22 protein-coding genes are annotated in these 21536 nt (G+C 68.6%); 12 read left to right on the forward strand and 10 right to left on the reverse strand.

The annotated features are described in order from the left end of the window. Nucleotides 1–368: 368 nt before the first annotated feature. From rplU to ACFXKA_RS05175, 5 genes are all read left to right on the forward strand, one after another. On the forward strand, nucleotides 369–680 hold the full coding sequence (gene rplU, locus ACFXKA_RS05155; RefSeq protein WP_030512746.1) for a 50S ribosomal protein L21: 312 nt from the start codon (nucleotides 369–371) through the stop codon (nucleotides 678–680). A gap of 40 nt (nucleotides 681–720) precedes the next feature. Beyond that, complete coding sequence (gene rpmA, locus ACFXKA_RS05160) at nucleotides 721–987, forward strand: 50S ribosomal protein L27 (RefSeq protein WP_040806195.1); 267 nt, start codon at nucleotides 721–723, stop codon at nucleotides 985–987. 266 nt (nucleotides 988–1253) lie between these two features. Beyond that, on the forward strand, nucleotides 1254–2708 hold the full coding sequence (gene obgE, locus ACFXKA_RS05165) for a GTPase ObgE (RefSeq protein WP_354834841.1): 1455 nt from the start codon (nucleotides 1254–1256) through the stop codon (nucleotides 2706–2708). A 202-nt stretch (nucleotides 2709–2910) separates the two neighbouring features. Further along, the gene (gene proB, locus ACFXKA_RS05170; protein ID WP_354835330.1) at nucleotides 2911–3990 is read left to right on the forward strand and encodes a glutamate 5-kinase; all 1080 of its coding nucleotides are present in this window, start codon (nucleotides 2911–2913) and stop codon (nucleotides 3988–3990) included. A 322-nt stretch (nucleotides 3991–4312) separates the two neighbouring features. After that, nucleotides 4313–4816, forward strand: coding sequence for a DUF4254 domain-containing protein (locus ACFXKA_RS05175; protein WP_354834844.1), 504 nt, complete (start codon nucleotides 4313–4315; stop codon nucleotides 4814–4816). 107 nt (nucleotides 4817–4923) lie between these two features. On the opposite strand, the gene ACFXKA_RS05180 is transcribed toward ACFXKA_RS05175, so the two are convergent. Together ACFXKA_RS05180 and ACFXKA_RS05185 are read right to left on the reverse strand one after the other, a co-directional pair. Continuing rightward, nucleotides 4924–6024, reverse strand: a complete 1101-nt coding sequence (locus ACFXKA_RS05180) for a methyltransferase (RefSeq protein ID WP_379426177.1) — start codon at nucleotides 6022–6024, stop codon at nucleotides 4924–4926. A gap of 117 nt (nucleotides 6025–6141) precedes the next feature. After that, nucleotides 6142–6984, reverse strand: a complete 843-nt coding sequence (locus ACFXKA_RS05185) for an SDR family oxidoreductase (protein ID WP_379426179.1) — start codon at nucleotides 6982–6984, stop codon at nucleotides 6142–6144. Nucleotides 6985–7095: 111 nt separating this feature from the next. On the opposite strand from ACFXKA_RS05185, the gene ACFXKA_RS05190 reads away from it, so the two are divergent. After that, the gene (locus tag ACFXKA_RS05190; RefSeq protein ID WP_354834852.1) at nucleotides 7096–7602 is read left to right on the forward strand and encodes a MarR family winged helix-turn-helix transcriptional regulator; all 507 of its coding nucleotides are present in this window, start codon (nucleotides 7096–7098) and stop codon (nucleotides 7600–7602) included. Nucleotides 7603–7614: 12 nt separating this feature from the next. Here the strand turns inward: ACFXKA_RS05190 and ACFXKA_RS05195 are convergent, their stop codons facing one another. After that, nucleotides 7615–9819 (reverse strand): RecQ family ATP-dependent DNA helicase, encoded by a 2205-nt coding sequence (locus ACFXKA_RS05195; protein ID WP_379426181.1) that lies wholly within the window; start codon nucleotides 9817–9819, stop codon nucleotides 7615–7617. A 379-nt stretch (nucleotides 9820–10198) separates the two neighbouring features. Between ACFXKA_RS05195 and ACFXKA_RS05200 the strand changes: the two genes are divergently transcribed. Next, nucleotides 10199–10678 carry a hypothetical protein gene (locus ACFXKA_RS05200; RefSeq protein WP_379426183.1) on the forward strand — a complete coding sequence of 160 codons (480 nt, stop codon included), beginning with the start codon at nucleotides 10199–10201 and terminating at the stop codon, nucleotides 10676–10678. 6 nt (nucleotides 10679–10684) lie between these two features. Here the strand turns inward: ACFXKA_RS05200 and ACFXKA_RS05205 are convergent, their stop codons facing one another. The 3 genes from ACFXKA_RS05205 to ACFXKA_RS05215 all read right to left on the reverse strand — a co-directional run bounded on the left by ACFXKA_RS05205 (nucleotide 10685) and on the right by ACFXKA_RS05215 (nucleotide 14010). After that, on the reverse strand, nucleotides 10685–11908 hold the full coding sequence (locus ACFXKA_RS05205; RefSeq protein ID WP_379426185.1) for an RtcB family protein: 1224 nt from the start codon (nucleotides 11906–11908) through the stop codon (nucleotides 10685–10687). Nucleotides 11909–11983: 75 nt separating this feature from the next. Continuing rightward, nucleotides 11984–13207, reverse strand: a complete 1224-nt coding sequence (locus tag ACFXKA_RS05210; protein WP_379426186.1) for a glutamate ABC transporter substrate-binding protein — start codon at nucleotides 13205–13207, stop codon at nucleotides 11984–11986. Between the two features lie 245 nt (nucleotides 13208–13452). Next, on the reverse strand, nucleotides 13453–14010 hold the full coding sequence (locus ACFXKA_RS05215; protein WP_379426188.1) for a TetR/AcrR family transcriptional regulator: 558 nt from the start codon (nucleotides 14008–14010) through the stop codon (nucleotides 13453–13455). Nucleotides 14011–14093: 83 nt separating this feature from the next. Here ACFXKA_RS05215 and ACFXKA_RS05220 point away from each other — a divergent pair, with 83 nt between their 5' ends. From ACFXKA_RS05220 to ACFXKA_RS05230, 3 genes are all read left to right on the forward strand, one after another. Further along, a complete protein-coding gene (locus ACFXKA_RS05220) occupies nucleotides 14094–14519 on the forward strand; it encodes a nuclear transport factor 2 family protein (protein ID WP_354834870.1) in 426 nt (141 codons plus the stop codon). 99 nt (nucleotides 14520–14618) lie between these two features. After that, entirely contained in the window at nucleotides 14619–15104 is a 486-nt protein-coding gene (locus tag ACFXKA_RS05225) for a MarR family winged helix-turn-helix transcriptional regulator (RefSeq protein ID WP_379399025.1), read from the forward strand. Then, nucleotides 15101–15469, forward strand: coding sequence for a DUF5313 family protein (locus tag ACFXKA_RS05230; protein ID WP_354834872.1), 369 nt, complete (start codon nucleotides 15101–15103; stop codon nucleotides 15467–15469). The genes ACFXKA_RS05225 and ACFXKA_RS05230 overlap by 4 nt, the downstream gene beginning before the upstream one ends. A 16-nt stretch (nucleotides 15470–15485) precedes the next feature. On the opposite strand, the gene ACFXKA_RS05235 is transcribed toward ACFXKA_RS05230, so the two are convergent. The 4 genes from ACFXKA_RS05235 to ACFXKA_RS05250 all read right to left on the reverse strand — a co-directional run bounded on the left by ACFXKA_RS05235 (nucleotide 15486) and on the right by ACFXKA_RS05250 (nucleotide 18911). After that, a complete protein-coding gene (locus tag ACFXKA_RS05235; protein WP_354834875.1) occupies nucleotides 15486–15938 on the reverse strand; it encodes a DUF4189 domain-containing protein in 453 nt (150 codons plus the stop codon). A 73-nt stretch (nucleotides 15939–16011) separates the two neighbouring features. Beyond that, nucleotides 16012–16965 (reverse strand): alpha/beta hydrolase, encoded by a 954-nt coding sequence (locus tag ACFXKA_RS05240; RefSeq protein WP_354834878.1) that lies wholly within the window; start codon nucleotides 16963–16965, stop codon nucleotides 16012–16014. Nucleotides 16966–16991: 26 nt separating this feature from the next. Continuing rightward, nucleotides 16992–17747 (reverse strand): SDR family NAD(P)-dependent oxidoreductase, encoded by a 756-nt coding sequence (locus ACFXKA_RS05245; RefSeq protein ID WP_379426191.1) that lies wholly within the window; start codon nucleotides 17745–17747, stop codon nucleotides 16992–16994. 36 nt (nucleotides 17748–17783) lie between these two features. Then, a complete protein-coding gene (locus tag ACFXKA_RS05250) occupies nucleotides 17784–18911 on the reverse strand; it encodes an LLM class flavin-dependent oxidoreductase (protein WP_379426193.1) in 1128 nt (375 codons plus the stop codon). Nucleotides 18912–19078: 167 nt separating this feature from the next. Between ACFXKA_RS05250 and ACFXKA_RS05255 the strand changes: the two genes are divergently transcribed. Further along, nucleotides 19079–19843: a glucose 1-dehydrogenase gene (locus ACFXKA_RS05255; RefSeq protein WP_379426195.1), complete on the forward strand. Its 765-nt coding sequence runs from the start codon at nucleotides 19079–19081 to the stop codon at nucleotides 19841–19843. A 12-nt stretch (nucleotides 19844–19855) separates the two neighbouring features. Continuing rightward, complete coding sequence (gene kstD, locus ACFXKA_RS05260) at nucleotides 19856–21535, forward strand: 3-oxosteroid 1-dehydrogenase (protein WP_379426197.1); 1680 nt, start codon at nucleotides 19856–19858, stop codon at nucleotides 21533–21535. Nucleotide 21536: the final 1 nt, after the last annotated feature.

Raw genomic sequence — 21536 nt, forward strand, 5'->3', positions numbered from 1 at the left:
CGCCGGTGCGCCGGAGGGTGACAACTCGCCGGCTCCCGTCTCCGGGCCCCTTGGCCCCGCCGAATTCCGGCGGGGCCACGGCCTTTTCGGGCGGTGACGAACACCATCGGGGGTGGGGTGCGGCCCGGTTTGGAGGGGGTCGGCCATGTCCTGTAGTCTTGGTCAGTCGCTGCCCCCTGCGACGGCACTCTGTTGTGACTAGTGCTGTGAGTGGGCCCGGTTCGGTTCGGTAGAACCAAAGGCCCGAGGCGGCGGTGAAAACCACCAGACCAGTCTGCGGCGGTTTCCGGTGCGAACCGGGCGACCGGCCGTGTGAGCAGAGTGCCGAGCACTTCGCGCACTTGAAGAGAAAGAAGGGCAGCCGACCGATGGCAACGTACGCGATCGTCAAGACCGGCGGAAAGCAGTACAAGGTCGCGGTCGGTGACCTGGTGAAGGTCGAGAAGATCGAGGGTGAGCCGGGCACTGCGGTGTCGCTGTCGCCGGTGCTGGTCGTTGACGGCGCCGAGCTGACCACCGATGCTGACAAGCTGGCGAAGGTTTCCGTGTCCGCCGAGGTCGTCGAACAGACCAAGGGCCCGAAGATCCGCATCCACAAGTTCAAGAACAAGACCGGCTACCACAAGCGTCAGGGCCACCGTCAGAAGCTGACGGTCCTGAAGGTCACCGGCATCAAGTAATCCGACTTGGGGTTCGCACCCCGGCACGAGGAGTTCTGAAATGGCACATAAGAAGGGTGCATCCAGCTCGCGCAACGGTCGCGATTCGAATGCCCAGCGGCTCGGTGTGAAGCGCTTCGGTGGTCAGACCGTCAAGGCCGGCGAGATCCTGGTTCGCCAGCGCGGCACGCACTTCCACCCCGGCGTCAATGTCGGCCGTGGCGGCGACGACACGCTGTTCGCCCTCGAGGCGGGCGCGGTGCAGTTCGGCACCAAGCGTGGTCGCAAGACCGTCAACATCGTGGTTCCGGAGCCGGTGAACGCCTGACCGGCGCACCGGAGTTCGCTCCACAAGCTTCCGAAGCGGGTCAGGGTTTGGATTAACCCTGGCCCGCTTTGCTGTTTACAGCAGCACCACACCGCCGATGCTCACAGGTTCGCGGCGCGTCTCGTTCTGGACTGACGGAGCGGGGGAGCGAAGCGGAGGAGCGGAGGAGGGAAGAACGAGACCTTCAGCGCCGCGAACCAGCCCGGAGCGCAGCGGAGGGCAAATTAGACAGAGTCGACTAGTCCTGAAGGAGGATGATCACCGATATGTCCAAATTCATCGACCGTGTCGTTTTGCACGTGCGCGCGGGCAAGGGTGGGCACGGGTGTGCCTCGGTGCGGCGTGAGAAGTTCATGCCCCTGGGAGGCCCGGATGGCGGTAATGGCGGCAATGGCGGGGATGTGGTCCTCGAGGTCGACCCCAATGTGCACACCCTGCTGGACTTCCACTTCCACCCGCATGCCAAGGGCGGCAACGGCAAGCCCGGTGAGGGCGGCAACCGCAATGGCAAGCAGGGCGAGGGGCTGCTGCTGAAGGTGCCGGACGGCACCGTCGTCATGAGCACCGACGGTGAGGTGCTGGCCGACCTGATCGGGGTGGGTTCGACGTACGTGGCGGCGCAGGGCGGCCGCGGCGGGCTGGGCAATGCCGCGCTGGTGTCCAAGTCGCGCAAGGCGCCCGGTTTCGCGCTGCTCGGCGAGGACGGCCAGGAGCGCGATCTGGTGCTCGAGCTGAAGTCGGTGGCGGATGTGGGCCTGGTGGGCTTCCCGTCGGCCGGCAAGTCGTCGCTGGTGTCGGTGCTGTCGGCGGCCAAGCCGAAGATCGCGGATTACCCGTTCACCACGCTGGTGCCGAATCTCGGTGTGGTGCTGTCGGGTGACACCACTTTCACCGTGGCCGATGTGCCCGGTCTGATCCCGGGTGCGAGCGAGGGCCGCGGCCTGGGCCTGGATTTCCTGCGGCATCTGGAGCGCTGCGCGGTGCTGGCCCACGTGGTGGACTGCGCGACGCTGGAGCCGGGCCGTGACCCGGTGTCGGATGTGGACGCGCTGGAGGCCGAGCTGGCCGCGTACCAGCCCGCGCTGGTGGGCGACGCCGGTCTGGGTGATCTGGCGGATCGCCCGCGCGTGGTCATCCTGAACAAGGCCGATATCCCGGATGCCGACGAGCTGGCCGAGTTCGTGCTGCCGGAGTTCGAGAAGCGCGGCTGGCCGGTCTACAAGATCTCGGCGGTGAGCCGGGAAGGCTTGCGGCCGTTGACCTTCGCGCTCGCGGAGATGGTCGCCGAGTACCGGGCGGCGCATCCGAAGGCGGAGCCGAAGCGGCAGATCATCCGACCGGTCGCCAAGGGTGACAGCGGTTTCCGGGTCATTCAGGATCCCGAGGTCGAGGGCGGCTTCATCGTCATCGGTGAGCGGCCCGAGCGGTGGGTGCACCAGACCCAGTTCGACAATGACGAGGCCGTGGGCTACCTGGCCGACCGGCTGGCCCGCCTCGGTGTCGAGGACGAGTTGGTCAAGCTCGGCGCGGAGCCGGGTGCGTCGGTCACCATCGCGGATTACTGCTTCGATTGGGAGCCTTCGATTTCCGCCGGTGTGGAGACCCTGATGACCCGTCGCGGCGTGGACCCGCGCCTGGATCAGACCGAACGCATCGGCGCCGCCGAGCGCAAGCACGCCTCGCGTGTGCGCCGCGGTCTGGTGACCGAGGACGACGAGTAATACAGTGCCGCAGGGCCGTTCGCGACGGAGCGGGCGGCCGATGCGGGTGGGCAACGGATTCGGGCGCGACGGCGCTGCGGCGCCGCGGGCGAATTGAGGTGTGGTGCAAGTGGGTTCGAGCGGCACTCAGGTGACGGGACAGGGCGCTGGACTCGGAGAGCTCAGTGCTGGTTCTGGAGAGCTCAGTGCGGCGCGGCAGGCGATCGCGTCGGCGCGCAGTGTGGTGGTGAAGATCGGCTCGTCGGCGCTGACCTCCCTGGAGGGCGGACTCGACACCGGCCGGCTGGACCGGCTGGCCGATGCGGTCGAGGCCCGCATGCGCGCGGGATCGGATCTGGTGGTGGTGTCCTCGGGCGCCATCGGCGCGGGCATGGCTCCGCTCGGATTGTCCAAGCGCCCAAGGGATCTCGCCACCAAGCAGGCCGCCGCGAGTGTCGGGCAGCTGGCGCTGGCGCACGCCTGGGGCACCTCGTTCGCCCGCTACGATCGCGTCGTCGGCCAGGTGCTGTTGAGCGCGGGCGACTTCGGCCGCCGTGAGCCGCATCGCAATGCCCAGCGCACCCTGGACCGTCTGCGCTCACTGCACGCCATCGCGGTGGTGAACGAGAACGACACTGTCGCAACGGAAGAGATCCGGTTCGGCGACAATGACCGGCTGGCGGCGCTGGTCGCCCACCTGGTCGGAGCGGATGCCCTGATCCTGCTGTCGGATGTCGACGGTCTCTACGACGGCGATCCGCGCAAGGGTGCGGCGAACTTCATTCCCGAGGTGCGCAGCAGCGCCGATCTGGACGGCGTCATCGCCGGATCCGGTGGCGCGCTGGGCACCGGCGGCATGGCCTCGAAGCTGTCGGCGGCCCGCCTGGCCGCGGATGCCGGCGTGCCGGTGTTGCTGGCCGCGGCTTCGGATGCGGGAGCGGCGCTTTCGGGCGCGACCGTGGGCACCGCTTTCGCCGCGCGTCCGGTGCGGCTCTCGGCTCGCAAGTTCTGGGTCCGGCATGCCGCCGACGCCCGGGGCGCGGTGCATCTGGACGCGGGCGCGGTCGCGGCCGTGTCGGAGCGCCGCCACTCGCTGCTGGCGGCGGGCATCACCGAGGTGGCGGGTCACTTCTATGCCGGTGACGTCGTCGATCTGATCGCGCCCGGCGGCCAACTGGTCGCGCGTGGCGTGGCCGCCTATGACAGCGACGAATTGGAGACCATGAAGGGCCGTTCCACCACCGCCCTTCCCGACAGCATGCAGCGCCCGGTCGTGCATGCCGACGATCTGGTGAAGGTCTAGCCCCGGTGAAGGTCTGGTTTCGCCCGCGGCTCGCGAAGGCGAAGTGCCGGTTACGGGCGAATTGCATTGGGGGAGAGGCGAAGTAACGCCACGAACCGGTCGGTTGGTCGCTCGGGCGAGGGGCAGGGGGAGGGCGGGGGAAGGGCAGTGGGCGGGACGGCCCGGAGGTTCATGCTTGAGGAGCACCCGGTGCCGCATCGAGATGTGCCCTTCGCCGATAGCGGTCGCCTGGATCCGGCGCGGTCCGCCCTTGCCGCGCCGGGCTCGCGGTCCGGTGATCGCCCGCGGCTCCGGGTGCGCCGCACCGCCCGTGGAGGTAGGTATGTACGTACCGCAACCTGATAGCACACAGCTGTGGCGGGCGAGCGGACGTGACACGACTTTCGAGGAGAGGTTCGCCGAACGCCCACTACTGCCCGATTGGCATGAACTGCTGGCCGCCTTCTGCGGCCACATCGGTGATCAGCCCGAGGACCACGCGGTCACCCGCTGGGCCCGGGCTCTGGCCGAACTGCACCTGCAGCGGCGGGAACAGTCCGGCGATGCGGGCGGGATCGACGAGCTACGCGCTCAACTGGTCTCGTTCATCGACGAGTGGGTGACGAGCCGGGCGCTGCCGAGGGGTGCAGCGCGGGCCGAATCCCTCGGGGCCGTGGTGGATGCCATGGCGGCCGCCCATGTGCGCGCCGTGCATCTGCTCCGAACGGCCGAGAACGTATCGGACGAACAAGTACACGCCGCCTGGTTCCTGCTGGCGCAGATGGCGGACGGCTGGACCGATCGGGCCGCAGGGGTTGTCGGCCCGAGAATCCGCCGTTCCGCCTGAAGTGCCGGTGCGGCAACCGCATCCGGGTGGCGGGAGGCCCGCGCCGGGCGTGTGACCATAGCCGGACACGCCCCGCGGGCGCCTCACTCATCGGGCAGCAGGCCCGATCACCAGGCCGGATGGGCCTCGATCACGCAGTCGGGGGCGGCGGTCGCGGTCACCCCGGTGAGCACGAATCCGCTGCGGGAGAGCAGGTTTCCGAATTCGGTCTGGGTGCGTTCCCGGCCGCCCCGGGTCTGGATCAGCATCTCCAGGTCGATGATCTTGCCCGGGTGCGGGCGGTGGTGTTGCGGCATGACCATTTCGATGATGAGCAGGCGCGCCTCGGATTCCATGGCGGCGCGGATGGTGCGCAGGATGCGTTCGGCATCCTCGTCCGACCAGTCGTGCAGGATGTGTTTGAGCAGGTAGGCGTCGGCGCCCTTGGGGACCGAGTCGAAGAAGCTGCCCGGCTCGAAGGTCAGACGGCCGGTCAGGCCCGGCATCCGGAGCTCTTCCTCGAGGCCTTCCCGCACGCGGGGCAGGTCGAAGACGGTGCCGCGCATGGAGGGGTGGCGTTGCAGGATGTCGACGAGCAGGCTGCCGCGCCCGCCGCCGACATCCACGATCGAGCCGAAGCGGCCGAAGTCGAAGGCGGCCTGCAACGGCTCGTTGGACAGACTGCTGACGCTGGTCATGGCGCGGTCGAAGATCTCCCCCGCCTCGGGATGCTTGTCGGCGAACTCGAAGAACTCCATGCCTTCCAGCTCGGGCCAGAGTGATCCGCCGGACCGGACCGAGCCGCTGAGGTGCGTCCAGTGCTTGCGATGCAGATCGGCCCCGAAGAACAGGAGCAGATCCCGCAGTGTGACCGGCGCATCCGAGCACAGCGCCTGCGACATGCCGGTCAGCTCGTACGCGCCGTCCCGGCGCTGGGCGAACACGCCCGCACTGATCAGCAGGCGCATGAGCCGCCGCAGCGCGTCCTCGTTCGCGCCGACCGCCGCTGCGAGGTCGGCCGGCTGCCTGGGGCCCTCGGCGAGCGCGTCGGCGATGCCCAGCTCGGCCGCCGCGCAGGTGGCCTGACTGAGGTATCCGGCCGTGGCCAGTTCCAGGAGCGCGATGTGCCCGGGAACCATCCGCCGATGCAGGGCGTACATGCCGTCGCGGAGCCAGGTGATGGCGCGCAGGACCGGCAACGGTGGAGCTTTGAGTGATGCGGACGCCATGGATGAACTCCCCGGGATCGTTCGGCGACTGCGGGATTTGCCTGAGCCTACGCGCTGCGTCCCTGGTGGGCAGTAATTTCCGTGACGGCGGGGCAATCAGCCCCGACGTGGCGCGGGTCAGCCGGCGGTGAAGGCGGCGGCGTTCTCACGGGCCCATTGCGCGAAGGTGCGGCCCGGGACGCCCAGCAGGGTGTCGGTGGTGTCGGCCGGGGTCTCGGGCTGCTCGGTGGTGAGCGCCCAGATGGTCAGTAGAGCGTCCACGATGTACGGCGGCATGGTTTGCGACAGCTGTGCCTGCGCTTGCGCCGGGGTGATGGTGACGATCGGGATCTCCCGGCCGATGGCCTCCGACAGCGTGGCGATCTGCGCGCGGAAGCTGATCGCTTCGGGGCCGGTGAGACTGACTGTGCGGCCGCGCAATTCGGGGCCGGTGAGGGCGGCGACGGCGATATCGGCGATATCCAGCGGGTGGATCATGGCCAGGGCGGCGTCCGGGTAGGCGTGCTCGATGGGCTGTCCCGCCGAGACGGCCGGGATCCAGCCGAAGGCATTGCTGTCGAATCCGCCCGGTCGCAGCGTGGTGGTGGCGAGAGTCGAAGCGGCGAGCGCCTTTTCGACCGCCAGATGGCTGGCGCCGATGGGATTGGAAGCGGCGTCGGGGGAGTCGACCGCGGAGGACGACAGCAGTACGACGTGCTCGACTCCGGCCTGCTCGGCGGCCCGCACGAAGGTGGTCGCGGTGCCGGGGTCGGCGTAGAGGAAGACCTGGCGCACGTTTTCCAGTGCGGCGGTGAGGCTTTCGGGATCGTCGCCGCGCAGTGCGACGACCTCGATGCCGGCGGGGAGGTCGAGGGCGGACGGGTCCTTGCTGGCCGCGCGGACGGGCAGCCTCCGGGCCTGCAGTGCGGTGAGGACGGCGCGGCCGATCTGGCCGCGGGCGCCGGTGACGAGGATGGTCATGGCGTACTCCGATCGAGTGAGAATCCATGCAGATGGACAAATGCATGCTGTCATGCATACATTTGCGAGTCAACACATATGTTCGCGAATGCATGCAGATACGATGTGCCCATGACCCAGGACGACCGCACCCCCGACGAGCTGCTCGATGCCATCGGACCGGCATTCGGCAAGCTCCGCCGCGGTGTCCTCCAGGAGGTCGAAAACCCCATCAGCACCAAGGATTCGACCCGCGCCCTGCTGCTGGGCATGGTGCTCGGCTGCTCTCAGGGACCCGGCCGAGAACCCCATGATCCCGGGCAGGAGATGACGGTCGGCGGTATCGCCGCGGGCATGTGCGTCGATCCCTCGGTGGCGAGCCGCATGGTTACCGACAGCATCAAGGCGGGCTACCTGCGGCGGGTCCCGTCCCAGCTGGACGGCCGCCGCGCGGTCCTCGAGCTGAGCGAGCAGGGCCTCGAGTTCATGCGCACCTTCCGTCGCCGGCAGCGCGCGGCCTACGAATACATCACCGCCGAATGGCCCGAACAGGACCGCCTCGACTTCGCGCGGCTGATGCTCCGCTACGTCGACGCCATCGACGACCTCAAGAACCGCCGCCCGCCCGCCGACGCCTGAGCGCGCCGGTGATCAGGACGGGGTGGCCAGGGCGAAGGGTAGGACGGCGGCGGCGCCCGCGGCGCGGAGCATGCGGGCGGCCATGGTGAAGGTCCAGCCGGTGTCGGTCAGGGTGTCGACCAGCAGTATTGGGCCGTCGACCGCGCTGAGATCCGGTGTCTCCCAGGCATTGTGGAGGGCGGCCACCCGATGGGCCGAGTTGGCGGCGGAGACCGGTGGCAGGTCGGGGCGCAGGTGGAGGACGCCGAGGTCCGCCAGGCGGCCGACCTCGGCGAGGCGGGCGGCCAGTGAGCGGGTCAGGATCGGGTGCGCGCCGGAGTCCAGAGCCATGACGGCGGTCGGGCGCTGGGCCCAATTCCATTCGCGCAGCACGGTGGTGCAGGCGCGGAAGACCTCGTCGGGGATCGGGGCGTCGGGGCCGTCGAGCAGTGGGCGCAGGCGCTGACCCCAGCCGAGGTTGCTGAGGCGGCCCAGGACGCGCCCGGTCTCGGGGCCGTCGGTGATCTTGCCGGACAACGGGATTCCGAGTTTGGCCAGGCCGGTGGGCCACTGCTTGCGGGGCGCGAGATCGATACCCGGGCGGTCCAGGCGGGTGCGGATATCGGCCAGGTCGGCGGCGTCGACGGCGATGTCCACCCGGGTGCCGGTGCAGTTGTCGCAGCGGCCGCAGCGGGCGTCCGCGGCGAGGCCGGGATCGTCGAGTTGCCTGCGCAGGAACGTCATCCGGCACTCGGCGGTGGACTCGTAGTCGATCATGGCCTGCTGCTCGGCCTCGCGCGCCACACTGAGCCGCTCGTAGCGTTCGGTGTCGTAGGCCCAGGGCTGACCGGTGCCCAGCCAGCCGCCGCGCACCCGGCGCACCGCGCCGTCCACGTCCAGCACCTTGAGCACCATCTCCAGACGGGAGCGGTTGAGCTCGACCAGCGGTTCCAGGGCGGCGGTGGACAGCGGCCGGTCGGTGTCGAGGGCGGCGAGCACCGAGCGCACGATGTGCTCGCGTGGGAAGGCCACCGACGCGAAGTAACTCCAGATCTGCCGGTCCTCGTGGCCGGGCAGCAGCACCACCTCGGCCCGCTCGGTGCCGCGGCCCGCACGGCCCACCTGCTGGTAGTAGGAGATGGGGGAGGAGGGCGCGCCGAGATGCACGACGAAGCCGAGATCTGGCTTGTCGAAACCCATTCCGAGCGCGGAGGTGGCGATCAGCGCCTTCACCTCGTTGTTCAGCAGCGCGGCCTCGAGGGCTTCCCGTTCGGTGGGGTCGGTCTGCCCCGTATAGGCGGCGACGTGGTGTCCGTGCGAGTTGAGAACGTCGGCGAGATCGTGGGCCGCGGCCACCGTGAGCGTGTAGACGATGCCGGAGCCCGGCAGTTCGTGCAGCCGCCGGCTGAGCCAGGCCGTGCGCTGGACCGCATCGGGGATGCGCACCACCGACAGATGCAGGGACTCCCGGTCCAGGCTGCCGCGCAAAACCAATGTGTCCGTGCCGATCTGGGTCGCCACATCGGTCACCACCCGGTCGTTGGCGGTGGCCGTGGTCGCCAGTACCGGCACCTCGGACCCGAGATCGGCGATGAGCGTGCGGATCCGCCGATAGTCCGGCCGGAAGTCGTGACCCCAGTCGGACACGCAGTGCGCCTCGTCGATCACCACCAACCCCGCGTCCGCGGCCAGCTTCGGCAGCACCGAATCGCGGAAGTCCGGGTTGTTCAAGCGCTCCGGACTCACCAGCAGTACATCGACGTCCCCGGCCGCCACCCGCGCGTGGATCTCGTCCCATTCGGTGACATTCCCCGAATTGATGGTCGCCGCAACGACTCCCGCGCGTTCGGCCGCCGCGACCTGGTTGCGCATCAGAGCCAGCAGCGGCGACACGATCACCGTCGGCCCCCGCCCCTGTGCCCGCAGCAGCTTCGCCGAGATGAAGTACACCGCCGACTTGCCCCACCCGGTGCGCTGCACCACCAGTGCCCGACGCCGCTGCACTACGAGCGCCTCGATCGCGATCCACTGATCCTCGCGCAGCCGCGCCTGCGGCCCGGCCAGCTCCCGCAGCAGCGACTCGGCGTCCTCCCGCAGGCCGCCCGCGCCAACCGCCCCCGAGGCCGCCGAGCGGGGGTCGGCGGCCTCGGGCGACGGCCGGGACGTGCCGGTCGCCGCCGAGGCCGAAGGGTCGGTGCCGGGCGAGGTAGCGGGGTCGGTCGAGGTCACGCGCTCCATCGTGCCCCACCGCACCGACACCACCCCCCGCCGCCCGGATTTTCGACCGACTTCGCACCCCTTGCGTGCCGCCAGCGCGGGCGACCTGCGCTGTTCCCGGGGCGGTCGCCGATCAGCGCCCGGCGGCCAGGTGCGCGTCGACGAGCGTGCCGACTAGACGATCGAGGGAGGCCTGGAAGCTTGGCCGGTCCTGAGCCAGCGGATCTCGCCCCGGAGACAACAGTGCAAATGCTCCGAACCGGACAAACGTCTGCCCTGTGCAACACCGGTGGAGGCCGCCTTGGTTGCGGTGGGGTCAAGATCGCGCGGAATCCCGTGCGCGGACGGACAATAGGGTTCCGGGCACGAAGGGCGTCCGGGGGTGCGCAGGGAGACGCAGATGCCGGAGAAGTTTCCGTCGCCCGCGGGGTGGACTCCGCCGGGTACAGAGTTCCGCAGTAGTGGAGGCGTTTCGCGGACGGTGACCGGCGCGCTGGTGGGGTTGATCCTGACCCCCGTCGGCATCGTCCTCGCCGCCCGCGGCGCGGCCGGGACCAGGCAGTGGACGATCCTCGGGGACTTCGCCGACCGCGTCGGCTCCACCGTCGAGATCCTCATTGCCGCAGTGGTGTTCCTGCTGGTGGCGGCCCTGGCCGCCTACTCGCCGGCGGGCACCATCATCGCCGGGCTGGTGTGGGGGGTGCTGCCCGGAATCATCCATTTCATCTTCCCGGACGACACCTTCCGCCTGATCGGCGATCTGCCGGTGTCCGACGACATGCACATCGCGCTGTTCCAGTGGCTGCAAACGGGATTCCCGCTCATCGTGGGCATCCTGCTGGTGGGTGCGGGTGCAGCGGCGACCTTCCGCCGCCGCTGACCCCGATCAACCCTTCACGCACAGCACCTGCCGCAGTGTGGCGACAATGTCGACCAGGTCGGACTGGGCCGCGATGACCTGGTCGATGTCCTTGTAGGCCGCCGGGATCTCGTCGATCACCCCGGCGTCCTTGCGGGACTCCACACCCTCGGTCTGCGCGACCAGGTCGGCCACGGTGAACTGGCGCTTGGCCGCGTTGCGGCTCATCCGCCGGCCCGCGCCGTGCGACGCCGACTGGAACGAGGCCGGATTCCCCTTGCCTCGCACCACATAGGAGCGCGTGCCCATCGACCCCGGAATCAGCGCCAGGTCGCCCGCGCCCGCGCGCACCGCGCCCTTGCGGGTGACGAGCATGGGGATCCCGTCGATGAGTTCTTCCGCCACATAGTTGTGGTGGCAGGAGATGGGATCGTCGAATCGCACGTCCAGACCGTGGAATTCGTCGCGCACCGCCTTGCAGACCAGGGCGAGCATGACGGCGCGGTTGCGCGCCGCGTACTCCTGCGCCCAGGTCAGGTCATGGCGGTAGGCATCCATTTCCGGTGTGCCGGAAAGGAATACCGCCAGGTCGCGATCCGGCAGATCCGCATTGTGCGGCAGTCTGCGGGCCACGGTCATGTGCCGCTCGGCGAGTTCCTTGCCGATATTGCGGCTTCCGGAGTGCAGCAGGATCCACACGCGCTGCTCGGTGTCGATGCACAGCTCCTGGAAGTGGTTGCCGCCGCCCAGCGTTCCCATCTGCTTGTGTGCCTTGGACTCGCGTGCCTGCACGGCCGGATCCAGTGAATCGAACGCCTTCCAGAAGCGGTCCCATCCCGCGCGCAGGGTGGTGCCCGCCGCGCGCTGACCGAAAACCTCTGCGTTCAACCGGTTCACGTTCACCGGGTCGTGGTGGGACGCGAATCCCACCGGCAGCACCGCCTCGATTCGTGATCGCAGCGAGTGCAGGTTGTCGGGCAGGTCGGCCGCGGTCAGCGAGGTGAGCACGGCCTCCATTCCGCAACCGATGTCCACCCCGACCGCCGCGGGCGCGACCGCGTCCTTCATGGCGATGACCGAGCCGACCGTCGCGCCCTTGCCCAGGTGCACGTCCGGCATCACCCGTACCCCGTATACCCACTTCAGTTGCGCGATATTTCGCAGCTGCTGCAGCGCGGCCGGCTCGACCTCGTGCTCGTGGGCCCACATGAGCGTCTGCGCCCGAGTACCGCGCAGCTCGACGGGAAACATGGGACTTTCCTTCCTCTCGACTGCCGTCCACGGTAGGTCCACCGCCCGTCCCGGTGCACCGTATTTATCCGGCGGTCAGGGTTCGACGAAATCCGCGGCGAGGCCGCACAGCTTCCAGGCGCCGTTGCGCCGGACCATGGTGCCGGTGTAATCGATGTCCTTGAAGTAGCTGCGGTATTTCTCGGGGACGTTTGTGAAACTTTCGTGGAATGCGAAGGTGGCGGAGTTCGGGTCGTTCTGGGTGACTCCGGTGACGGTGTTCGTGTAGCCGGCGTTCTTCACTTCCGCACCGAGTGATTTATCGAATTGCGGGGTGTATTGGAAGACGATCTGGTCGATGACGTCGGCGGTTTCGGGGCAGACCAGGGAACGAAAGCCCTCCCAGTCGCGAGCGTTGGAGGTGGCCGCGACGGCAGTGGCGGCATTCACCAATTCTGGATCGAGGGTGGCCGGATCGCCGGGAGTGACCGTTTTATCCGGCGCATTGAACACCACCGGCGCGGGCAGCGGCTGGTATCCACTCGCGGTGAGATCGGCGTCCAGGGCGCGCCGCCAGCTGCCGTCGTCGATCATCATGCGGATGACCGTGGTGATGCGGCTCTGCAATTCGAGATCGCCCTTGCGCACGCCGACCCCGTAGCGCTCGCGGGTGAAGCGATGCCCGACCACGCGCAGCACGCCCGGGTGTTCGTGGGCGTATCCGGCCAGGATGACGTCGTCGGTGGTGACGGCGTCGATGGTGCCCGCGATCAGGTCGGCGACGCACTCCGCGTAGGTGTCGCGGGTGGCGAGCTTCACGTTCTGGGCGAAGCTGCGCCGGATCTTGTCCGCGGAGGTCGAGCCCTCGGCGGTGCAGACGGTGCGTCCGTTCAGGTCCTCGGGCTGGTCGATGGCGCGTTCGCTCTGCCGCACCAGCAGGTCCTGCCCGGCCAGCAGGTAGGGCCCGGCGAAGGAGACCAGTTGCTGGCGGGCGGCGGTGATGGAGTAGGAGGCGACGATGAAATCGACTGCGCCCGAGTTCAACAGGTCCTCGCGCTGATCGGTGCGGGCCTCGCGCCAGGTGATGTGGTCGGGGGTGACGCCGAGCTTGTCGGCGATGTAGACGGCGGTGTCGACATCGAAGCCGTAGGGCTTGCCGTCGGGTCCCTCGACCGACAGCCCGGGTTGATCGAATTTGATGCCGATGGTCAGCGTCCGCGGTGGCGCCGACAGCGGAGCATCATCGGGTTTCGGGGTGTTACCGCAGGCTGCGAGTGCCAGTCCGGTCATAACCGCGACGGCGCGGATCGCACGCTTCATCGAATCCGATCTCCTGTCGTCAACTCGTGCGGATGAACGTCGAAGAACAGCCCCGGGCCGAGGTGCCGGAGAGGCAACCGGTCAGCACATGGTGCATCAAAGCATCCGAGTTGAGAAAACGTGCGGACATCGCCGAACTGGACGCGCGATTCGCCCGTGCCTCAGTCAATTCCGCAATATTTCAGCGATTATTGCCCCAGGTTTGCGATCGGCCGGACGGGCTGATCTCCGTTTGTTCCGGCCGGTCAGCGCGAGGTGCGTAATCCGTCGGTCATCACCGCGAAGGTGCGCTCGCGCAGTCCCGGGGTCGCGCCCGTGTCGTGTGCGGCGAGGAAGATGCCCTTGATGATGGTGAGCAGGTCGCCGACGCTGATGTCGGGCCGCACCGCGCCCGCCTGCTGGGCGCGGGAGAGCAGGGTCGCCAGTGCTGCTTCGAGGTCGCGCGAGACCGTGCGCGGGTAGTCACCGCCGTTGGCGCGCAACGCGTCCGCGAGGTCGCGTTTGACGCCGCCCTGCAGGACCAGCTTCTCCAGGAATTCGAAGAACGCCGTCCCCGGATCGTCGGCGGTGGTCAGGTCGCGGGCGTGCGCGGTGATCTTCTCGACCTGATCCAGGATGGCGGCCTCGAAAAGCGCCTCCTTGGTGGGGAAGTGGCGGTACACCGTGCCCGCCCCGACGCCGGCCCGCCGGGCGATCTCGTCCAGCGGCACCGAAAGGCCTTCGGCGGCAAAGGCTTCCTGGGCGGCGGCCAGCACCCGCTCGCGATTGCGGCGCGCATCGGCGCGCAGGGGTCGATCCGTCACTCCGATAGCCTACCCACCATTGACAAACGGGGCGCACGCCCCGAATATTAACCGGGTCCAACGTTCCGCTTTTGGAGGCAGTCGTGTCCACTTCCGTCGAAACCCCTCGTGACCTTGTCGAACAGCTGTTTCAGAGCCTGCCCTCGCGCGATGCCGACCGGTTCGTCGCGCTCTTCGATCCGGATGCCGTATTCGAGATCCCGTTCCTGATTCCCGGCGAGCCCACCCGTATCGAGGGCCGGGAGGCGATCCGCGAGTACCTGGCCTCCCGCTGGTCGGGAATGCCGAGTTTGGAGCTGCACGGCATCCGTCCGGTCGTGCACGAGACCGGCGATCCGGAACTGCTCATTACCGAGGTCGATATCGACATCACCCGCCCGGGGCAGCCGCGCGCCTGGATTCGCAGCTCCGTCAATGTGATTCGCGTGCAGAACGGCCTGGTCACGCTCTTCCGTGACTACATGGACACCGGTCGGATCCTGACCATGCGGCAGGCGCTGCAGGGTTGAGCGTGTGGCATCGATCACCCACCCGATCGTCGACGAACAGTTAGCGCATTAACTATTATTGCCCTAACCAAGACGATCGAGGAGGGTTGAGCGGTGGAGTTGGAGGTCGAGGACCCGCTGCGGCTGGACCGGCAGGTGTGCTTCGCGCTGGCGGTGGCCAATCGGGCGGTGCTGGCGGTGTACCGGCCGCTGCTCGAGCCCATGGGCCTGACGCATCCGCAGTATCTGGTGATGCTGGCCCTGTGGGGTGAGGCGCCGATGTCGGTCAAGGACATCGGCGAGGCCATCCAACTCGACTCGCCGACGCTCTCGCCGCTGCTGAAGCGGCTGGAGACGGCCGGGCTCATCACTCGCCGGCGCGACAGTCACGACGAGCGCAATCTGGTCGTGGATCTGACCGAAGCCGGGCGCGAATTGCGCAGGGAGGCGGAGCGGATTCCGCCGGCGGTGGTGGCGCGGTTGGGCGTGAGCCTGGCGGATCTCGAGGAGCTGCGCGAGGTGCTGAACCGGGTCAACGCCGCGGCGCGGCGGTCGGTCTTGGCGGATGGCGAGCAGGCCGGATCGACGAAGGGAAACCGGAAATGAAGCGCCCCAACCCTGTTCAGTGGCTCGGCTACTCGTGCGGGCGCGTGCTGCCCGAGGATCTGCACGAGTGGGTGCGCAACGACCTCACCGGCCCCTGGGCGGTGCCGCGGCACCTCGTGCGGCAGCTGGTGCCGCTGGTCCCGGTGTTCGCGCTGGCATTCCTGCTGCCGGGTGAGCTGTGGCTGAAGCTGGCGGTGATTCTGCTGGGCCTGCTGCTGGCGCTGTTCTACATCGTGGCCTACATGCCGATGAACCGGGCGCACCGCCTGGTCAAGCACGGTTTCCCCGAGGACCTGGAGAATCCGGCGCGGGCGGCCCGCCGGGCCGCCGAACGCGCGGCCTACGAGGCCCAGTACCCGCACTGAGCCCCGAAAGCCGGTGCTACTGCCCGCTTTCAGTGCAGGTGCTCGCAACGACGTGGGCGGCGCGGGGCTGCGCGCTGCCCAGGTCGGGGAACGGGGGAGCGCTCTGGCCGAGCCCGTTCACGGCGTTCTGTTCGGCCTCGTCGAGGCTCGCGCCCTGGGCCCAGCCCCAGGTGCCGTCCGCGCCCTGGGCGACCGCGCCGCAGCCGCCGGTGAAGCGGAGCACGATCTCGCAGTCGTAGTTGGCGCAGTCGCGGATCGCGGCGGCGTCGGCGGTCACCTTGGTGGTGCCGATGTCGGCGACCGCGGCGTTCTTCAGCCGGGACAGCGCCAGCGTGCCGAAGGACTGGGGTGCGGCCCCGGCGGATCCCGCCAGGGTCGCGGTGAGGGTGATGGCCGCGGTGAGAGCGGCTGCCCCCGTGGCGAATCGGGCATGATTCGTCGCCGAGGGGATGAGGCGTGCGACCGGCAAGAGAATTCCTGACGTTTCAGATGTGTGAACGCACGTGATGCTAACCGGTCCGCCCGTGAACCCACGGGGAATTTCAGACGACGGGTGTGCGGGCCAGCGCCCGGCGTAGCGCGCCGAACGCGGTCGCATTGGCGCGCTGGGTTTCTCGCAGATGGAAGGCCATCGACATGAACCCGTGCACGGTGCCGTTCCAGCGGTGGATCTCGGTCTCGACGCCCGCCTCGCGCAGCCGCCGCCCGTAGGCCTCGCCCTCGTCGCGCAGCGGATCGAATTCGGCGGTGGCGATATGGGCGGGCGGGAGTCCGGTCAGGTCCGCGACGGTGGGATTGGCGTAGGGGTCGGACTTGTCGGTGTCCGAGAACAGGTATTGCTCCCAGTACCACCGAATGTGGGCCGCGGTGGTGAAGTAGCCCTCGGCGTTCTCGGTGTGCGACGGTCGGTCGCAGTTCGGGTCCAGCAGCGGGTACATGAGCAACTGGAAGGCGATGTCGGGACCGCCGTTGTCGCGCGCGGTGATGGCGGCGACGGTGGCGAGGTTGCCGCCCGCGCTGTCCCCGGCCACCGCGATGCGATCGGGATCCCCGCCCAGCGATTCGGCGTGGTCGGCGACCCAGCGCAGGACGGCGTAGGCGTCGTCGGCCGCGGCCGGGAAGCGGGCCTCCGGGGCGCGGCGGTAGTCGACCGAGACCACGATGACCCCGGCCTCGTTGGCCATGGTGCGGCAGAACCGGTCGTGGGAGTCCAGGCTGCACAGCACGAATCCGCCGCCGTGGTAGAAGACCACCACGGCCGGAACGGGTTCGGCGTCCAGCGGCCGGTACAGGCGCACCGGCACCTCCGGCGCGTTCTCGGGCCCCGGCACCAGCCATTCCTCCACTCCCGCAACGGGAATCGGTTCGACGGCGGCGGCGGGGCGGGCGGCCAGGAAGGCCCGCGCTTCGGCGGCGTCGAGCACCTCGGTGCCCAGCGCCGGGAACGCCGCGGTGGCGGCGTCGACGAAGGTCTGCCATTCGGGGGACAGGGTCATTGCGGGCCTTCCTGGATCGCGCTGTCTTACTGCATGTTCCGCGGGATGAACTTGCCCGCGGCGAGTCCGCCGTCGACGGTCACCTCGGCGCCGGTGATGTAGGCGGAGGCGTCGGAGGCGAGGAAGGCGACCAGTTCGGCGACCTCCTCGGGCAGGCCGGTGCGCTCCAGCGGCAGGGTCGGGAAGCTGCCGGGGCCGGTGGTCAGGTAGGGCACCATCGGGGTGGCGATCGGGCCGGGATGCACGGAGTTGACCCGGATCTGGGCCGGGCCCAGCTCCAGGGCGGCGATCTTGGACAGGCCGCGCAGGCCCCACTTGGAGGAGCCGTAGGCGCTGTGGTTCATCAGGCCCTCGAGCCCGGCCTGCGAGGAGATGTTCACGATGGAGCCGCCGCCGGCCGTGGTCATGGCGGGCAGCACGGCCTTGATGCCGTGGAAGGCGCCGATCAGGTTGACCTTCAGGATGCGTTCCAGCTCTTCGGCGGTGGTATCGGTGAGCGGCTTCATGATGTAGATGGCCGCATTGTTCACCAGCACGTCCAGCTTGCCGAAGGTGTCGACGGCGACCTTGACGGCGGCGTCCCAGCTCTCGGCGTCGGTGACGTCGTGGCGCACGAAACGTGCGGCGTCGCCGAGGGATTCGGCGAGCTCCTTGCCCTCGGTCTCGAGCACGTCGGTGATGACCACCTTGGCGCCGCGTTCCACGAACAGTCGCGCCTCGGCCGCGCCCTGGCCGCGGGCGGCGCCGGTGATCAGGGCGACTTTGCCTGTCAGATCAGCCATTTCGACTTCTTTCTGTGTCATCTACTTGTCGGTCGTCTATCGGTCACGGAAGTGAGGGATGACCTTCTCGCCCCACTGACGGATGGTTTCCAGGCATGCGTCCTGGGGCACGGTGCCCATCTGGATCAGGCACAGGATCTCGTCGGCCCCGGCCGCCTGCAGCCGCTCGACGTAGGCGATGGCGTCGTCGGCGGTGCCGTAGGCGTGCTCGGTATTGAAGATGGCGGTGGATCCGGTCTTCACCGGGATCTTGGCCTCGTGCAGGTAGGCGACGTGTTCGTCGGCGACCTGCTTCATCTTGGCGATCTCGTCGACCGCCGGTTCCACGGCCTCGTCGGGGACCGGGCCCGCGCCGTAGTAGTACTTGATGGACTGGGCGAAGAAGCGCTGGCCGCGCGCGCCGATCTGCTGCGCCTTCTCCCGATCGTCGAGGACGATGGTCGGGCACAGCGCCGCGAAATGATCGTTGACCACGGTGGAGACGAAGCGTTCGCCGGTGCGGGCCGCGATGGCCTCGTCGTAGATGCCGCGCAGCTCGGCGATCTCCTCGATGCCCGCGAAACCCAGGACCAGCGCGCCGATTCCGTACTCGGCGGCCAGTTTCAGGGTGTCCTTCTTGGTGCAGGCCATGAACAGCGGCGGGTGCGGGCGCTGCACCGGGCGCGGCAGCAGGTGGTGGGGGTCGATGTCCAAAAGCTCGCCGTGGTACTCGAATTCGCCCTCGGGGTCCTGCCAGGCGGCCGCGATCATGCGCAGTGATTCCTCGACCTCCTGATAGGTGCGGTCGGGATCGACTCCGCACATGGAGGTTTCGACGGCGGTCGCGCCGCGGCCTGCGCCCAGGTTCAGGCGGCCGCCGGAGAGCACGTCGAGCATGGCCGCGCGTTCAGCGGTGCGTACCGGATGATTGAAGCCGAACGGCATGCACACCACGCCGTGCCCGATGCGCACCCGCGAGGTCTTGGCGGCCACCCAGGTCAGGAAGATCTCCGGCGCGCTCATGTGCGCGTACCACTTGAGCCCGTGATGCTCGACGGCCCACACCGCGTCGAAGCCGACCTGATCCGCGAGCACGGCCTGCTCGACGCAATCGCGCAGCACCTGGGCCTCGTGCGCGGCGGTGGGGTCGGTCATCTGCGCTTCGAAGATCATCGAGAACTTCATCCGGGGCTCCTTGCCGCGACGCTGCCTCACCCGTCCGGGCGCTTATGCCTAACCGGAATACAACTGCACCCATAGCCTCAGGTCATGGGTCTGTCTCAGTGGCCGGGACCACATCGTGCCGGGGTTCCGCATCGGGACCTAGCGTCGGTTGACGAGCAGAGGAAGGGATGGAATCGGTGGGACAACTGGACGGCAAGGTGGCGCTGGTGACGGGTGGCGCCCGGGGTATGGGAGCGGAGCACGTGCGCCGCTTCGTGGCCGAGGGCGCCAAGGTCGTGTTCGGTGACGTGCTGGACGACGAGGGCAAGGCGCTGGCCGCCGAGCTGGGCGCCGCCGTCCACTACGTGCACCACGACATCACCAGCGAAAGCGACTGGCAGGCGGCGGTTTCCGCGGCCACCACCATGTTCGGCAAACTGGATGTGCTGATCAACAATGCCGGCATCCTGCGGTTCAAGCGCATCGTGGAGATGAGCCTGGACGAGTTCAACACCATCATCAACATCAACGTCACCGGCGCTTTCCTCGGCATCAAGACGGCCGCGGCCGCGCTCACCACCGCCGGCGGCGGGTCCATCGTGAACGTCTCCTCGGTCGAGGGCTTCGTCGGTGCGGCCGGTCTCTCCGCCTACAGCGCGAGCAAATTCGCGCTGCGCGGGCTCACCAAGTCCGCCGCCCGGGAACTGGGGCACTCGGGTATCCGGGTGAACTCGATTCATCCCGGCGGTATCGCCACCCCCATGACCGCGTCCGTCGCGGGCGCGTCCGGGGTGGACGGCAACACCTTCTTCTCCGAATTGCCCATTCCGCGCTGGGGTCAGCCGGTCGAGGTCTCCGAGGTGGCGTTGTTCCTGGCCTCGGACGCCTCGAGCTATTGCACCGGAGGCGAATTCGTCGTCGACGGCGGCATGCTGACCAGCTGCGGCTACTAAGGAACGAGATTCATGGAATTCGAATTCGACGTCGTTGTGGTGGGTTCCGGCGCGGCGGGCATGACCGCCGCGCTGACCGCCGCCTACCGGGGCCTGTCGGTGACCCTCATCGAGAAGAGCCGCCTGTTCGGCGGCTCCACCGCGCGCTCCGGCGGCGGCATCTGGGTGCCCAACAACCCGGTGCTGCAGGCCGCGGGCGTGCCGGACAGCCCGGAGCTGGCCCGTACCTACCTGAAGGCCGTTGTCGGCGACCGGGTTCCGGAGGCCAAGCAGCGCGCGTTCCTGGAGCAGGGCCCGGAGATGTTCCGCTACATCGGCGCCCGCTCCAAGCACTGGGACTTCGCCTACGACCGCGGCTACTCCGACTACCACCCGGAGTTCCCGGGCGGTCTGGCGCAGGGCCGCAGCATCGAGCCCAAGCCGATCGACGGCCGCCTGCTCGGCGGGGATCTGCACAAGATCAACCAGCCGACCATGTCCGCGCCCAAGGGCATCGCCATCACGGTCAAGGACTTCCACGACCTGAACATGATCGCGCGCACCTGGACCGGCAAGAAGACCGCCATGAAGGTCGGCGCGCAGACCGCGCTCAACCTGATCAAGGGCGCCAAGCCGCTCAGCCTGGGCAAGGCCCTCGCGGCCCGGCTGTGGCTGTCGCTGCGCGACGCGGGCGTGCCGGTGTGGCTGAACACGCCGCTCACCGACCTGATCGTCGAGGGCGACGCCGTGGTCGGCATTCGGGCCGAGCACGAGGGCCGTCCGGTCACCATCAAGGCGCGCCGCGGCGTGGTGCTGGCCGCGGGCGGCTTCGAGCACAACCTGGAGATGCGCAAGCAGTACATCGACGGGCCGCAGAACACCGGCTGGACCGTCGGCGCGACCGAGAATGTCGGCGAGGGCATCGTGGCGGGCCAGAAGGCCGGCGCCGCAGTGGATCTCATGGACGACGCCTGGTGGGGTCCGTCCGTGCGCAACCCCGAGGGCCCGCCGTTCTTCATGCTGGCCGAGCGCTCGCAGCCGGGCGCCATCGTGGTCAATGCCAAGGGTGAGCGCTTCGTCAACGAGTCCGCGCCGTACGTGAATGTCGTGCACACCATGTACGAGGAGGAGAAGAAGGTGCCGGGCAGCATTCCGGCGCACTTCATCTTCGACCAGAACTTCCGCGACCGGTACCTGTTCCTGGGCAACTTCCCCAAGCGGCCGCTGCCCCAGAAGTACTTCGACGCGGGAATCATCAAGCAGGCCGACACCCTGGCCGAGTTGGCGGACAAGCTGGGCATTCCGGCGAACAAGCTGGCGGCCACCGTCGAGCGCTTCAACGTTTTCGCCCGCAAGGGCCGCGACGAGGACTTCCTGCGCGGCGACTCGGCCTACGACCGCTACTACGGCGACCCGACCGTCAAGCCCAACCCGACCCTGGCTCCGCTCGAGCGCGGCCCGTTCTACGCGGTCGAGATGGTGCCGGGCGACCTGGGTACCAAGGGCGGCCTGGTCACCGACGAGCACGCCCGTGTGCTGAACGACCAGGGCGAGGTCATCCACGGCCTGTACGCGGCGGGCAACAACTCCGCCGCCGTCATGGGTAACGACTACGCCGGCGCGGGCGCCACCATCGGACCCGCCATGGTGTTCGGCTACATCGCGGCCAACCATATGGCCGAAGCGGAATCCGAAGCGGCACAGGAGAACTGAT

Source organism: Nocardia sp. NPDC059228 (assembly GCF_042754245.1).
Classification (GTDB): Bacteria; Actinomycetota; Actinomycetes; order Mycobacteriales; family Mycobacteriaceae; genus Nocardia.

Excerpts from the sequence above, each read along its gene's own strand:
- obgE (WP_354834841.1), top strand. The coding sequence starts at position 1,254 with ATGTCCAAATTCATCGACCGTGTCGTTTTGCACGTGCGCGCGGGCAAG.
- ACFXKA_RS05250 (WP_379426193.1), bottom strand. The coding sequence starts at position 18,911 with ATGAAGTTCTCGATGATCTTCGAAGCGCAGATGACCGACCCCACCGCC.
- ACFXKA_RS05195 (WP_379426181.1), bottom strand. The coding sequence starts at position 9,819 with ATGGAGCGCGTGACCTCGACCGACCCCGCTACCTCGCCCGGCACCGAC.
- ACFXKA_RS05205 (WP_379426185.1), bottom strand. The coding sequence starts at position 11,908 with ATGTTTCCCGTCGAGCTGCGCGGTACTCGGGCGCAGACGCTCATGTGG.
- ACFXKA_RS05180 (WP_379426177.1), bottom strand. The coding sequence starts at position 6,024 with ATGGCGTCCGCATCACTCAAAGCTCCACCGTTGCCGGTCCTGCGCGCC.
- ACFXKA_RS05240 (WP_354834878.1), bottom strand. The coding sequence starts at position 16,965 with ATGACCCTGTCCCCCGAATGGCAGACCTTCGTCGACGCCGCCACCGCG.
- ACFXKA_RS05200 (WP_379426183.1), top strand. The coding sequence starts at position 10,199 with ATGCCGGAGAAGTTTCCGTCGCCCGCGGGGTGGACTCCGCCGGGTACA.
- rpmA (WP_040806195.1), top strand. The coding sequence starts at position 721 with ATGGCACATAAGAAGGGTGCATCCAGCTCGCGCAACGGTCGCGATTCG.
- ACFXKA_RS05175 (WP_354834844.1), top strand. The coding sequence starts at position 4,313 with ATGTACGTACCGCAACCTGATAGCACACAGCTGTGGCGGGCGAGCGGA.
- ACFXKA_RS05255 (WP_379426195.1), top strand. The coding sequence starts at position 19,079 with ATGGAATCGGTGGGACAACTGGACGGCAAGGTGGCGCTGGTGACGGGT.
- ACFXKA_RS05230 (WP_354834872.1), top strand. The coding sequence starts at position 15,101 with ATGAAGCGCCCCAACCCTGTTCAGTGGCTCGGCTACTCGTGCGGGCGC.
- rplU (WP_030512746.1), top strand. The coding sequence starts at position 369 with ATGGCAACGTACGCGATCGTCAAGACCGGCGGAAAGCAGTACAAGGTC.
- ACFXKA_RS05190 (WP_354834852.1), top strand. The coding sequence starts at position 7,096 with ATGACCCAGGACGACCGCACCCCCGACGAGCTGCTCGATGCCATCGGA.
- ACFXKA_RS05245 (WP_379426191.1), bottom strand. The coding sequence starts at position 17,747 with ATGGCTGATCTGACAGGCAAAGTCGCCCTGATCACCGGCGCCGCCCGC.
- ACFXKA_RS05210 (WP_379426186.1), bottom strand. The coding sequence starts at position 13,207 with ATGAAGCGTGCGATCCGCGCCGTCGCGGTTATGACCGGACTGGCACTC.
- ACFXKA_RS05185 (WP_379426179.1), bottom strand. The coding sequence starts at position 6,984 with ATGACCATCCTCGTCACCGGCGCCCGCGGCCAGATCGGCCGCGCCGTC.
- kstD (WP_379426197.1), top strand. The coding sequence starts at position 19,856 with ATGGAATTCGAATTCGACGTCGTTGTGGTGGGTTCCGGCGCGGCGGGC.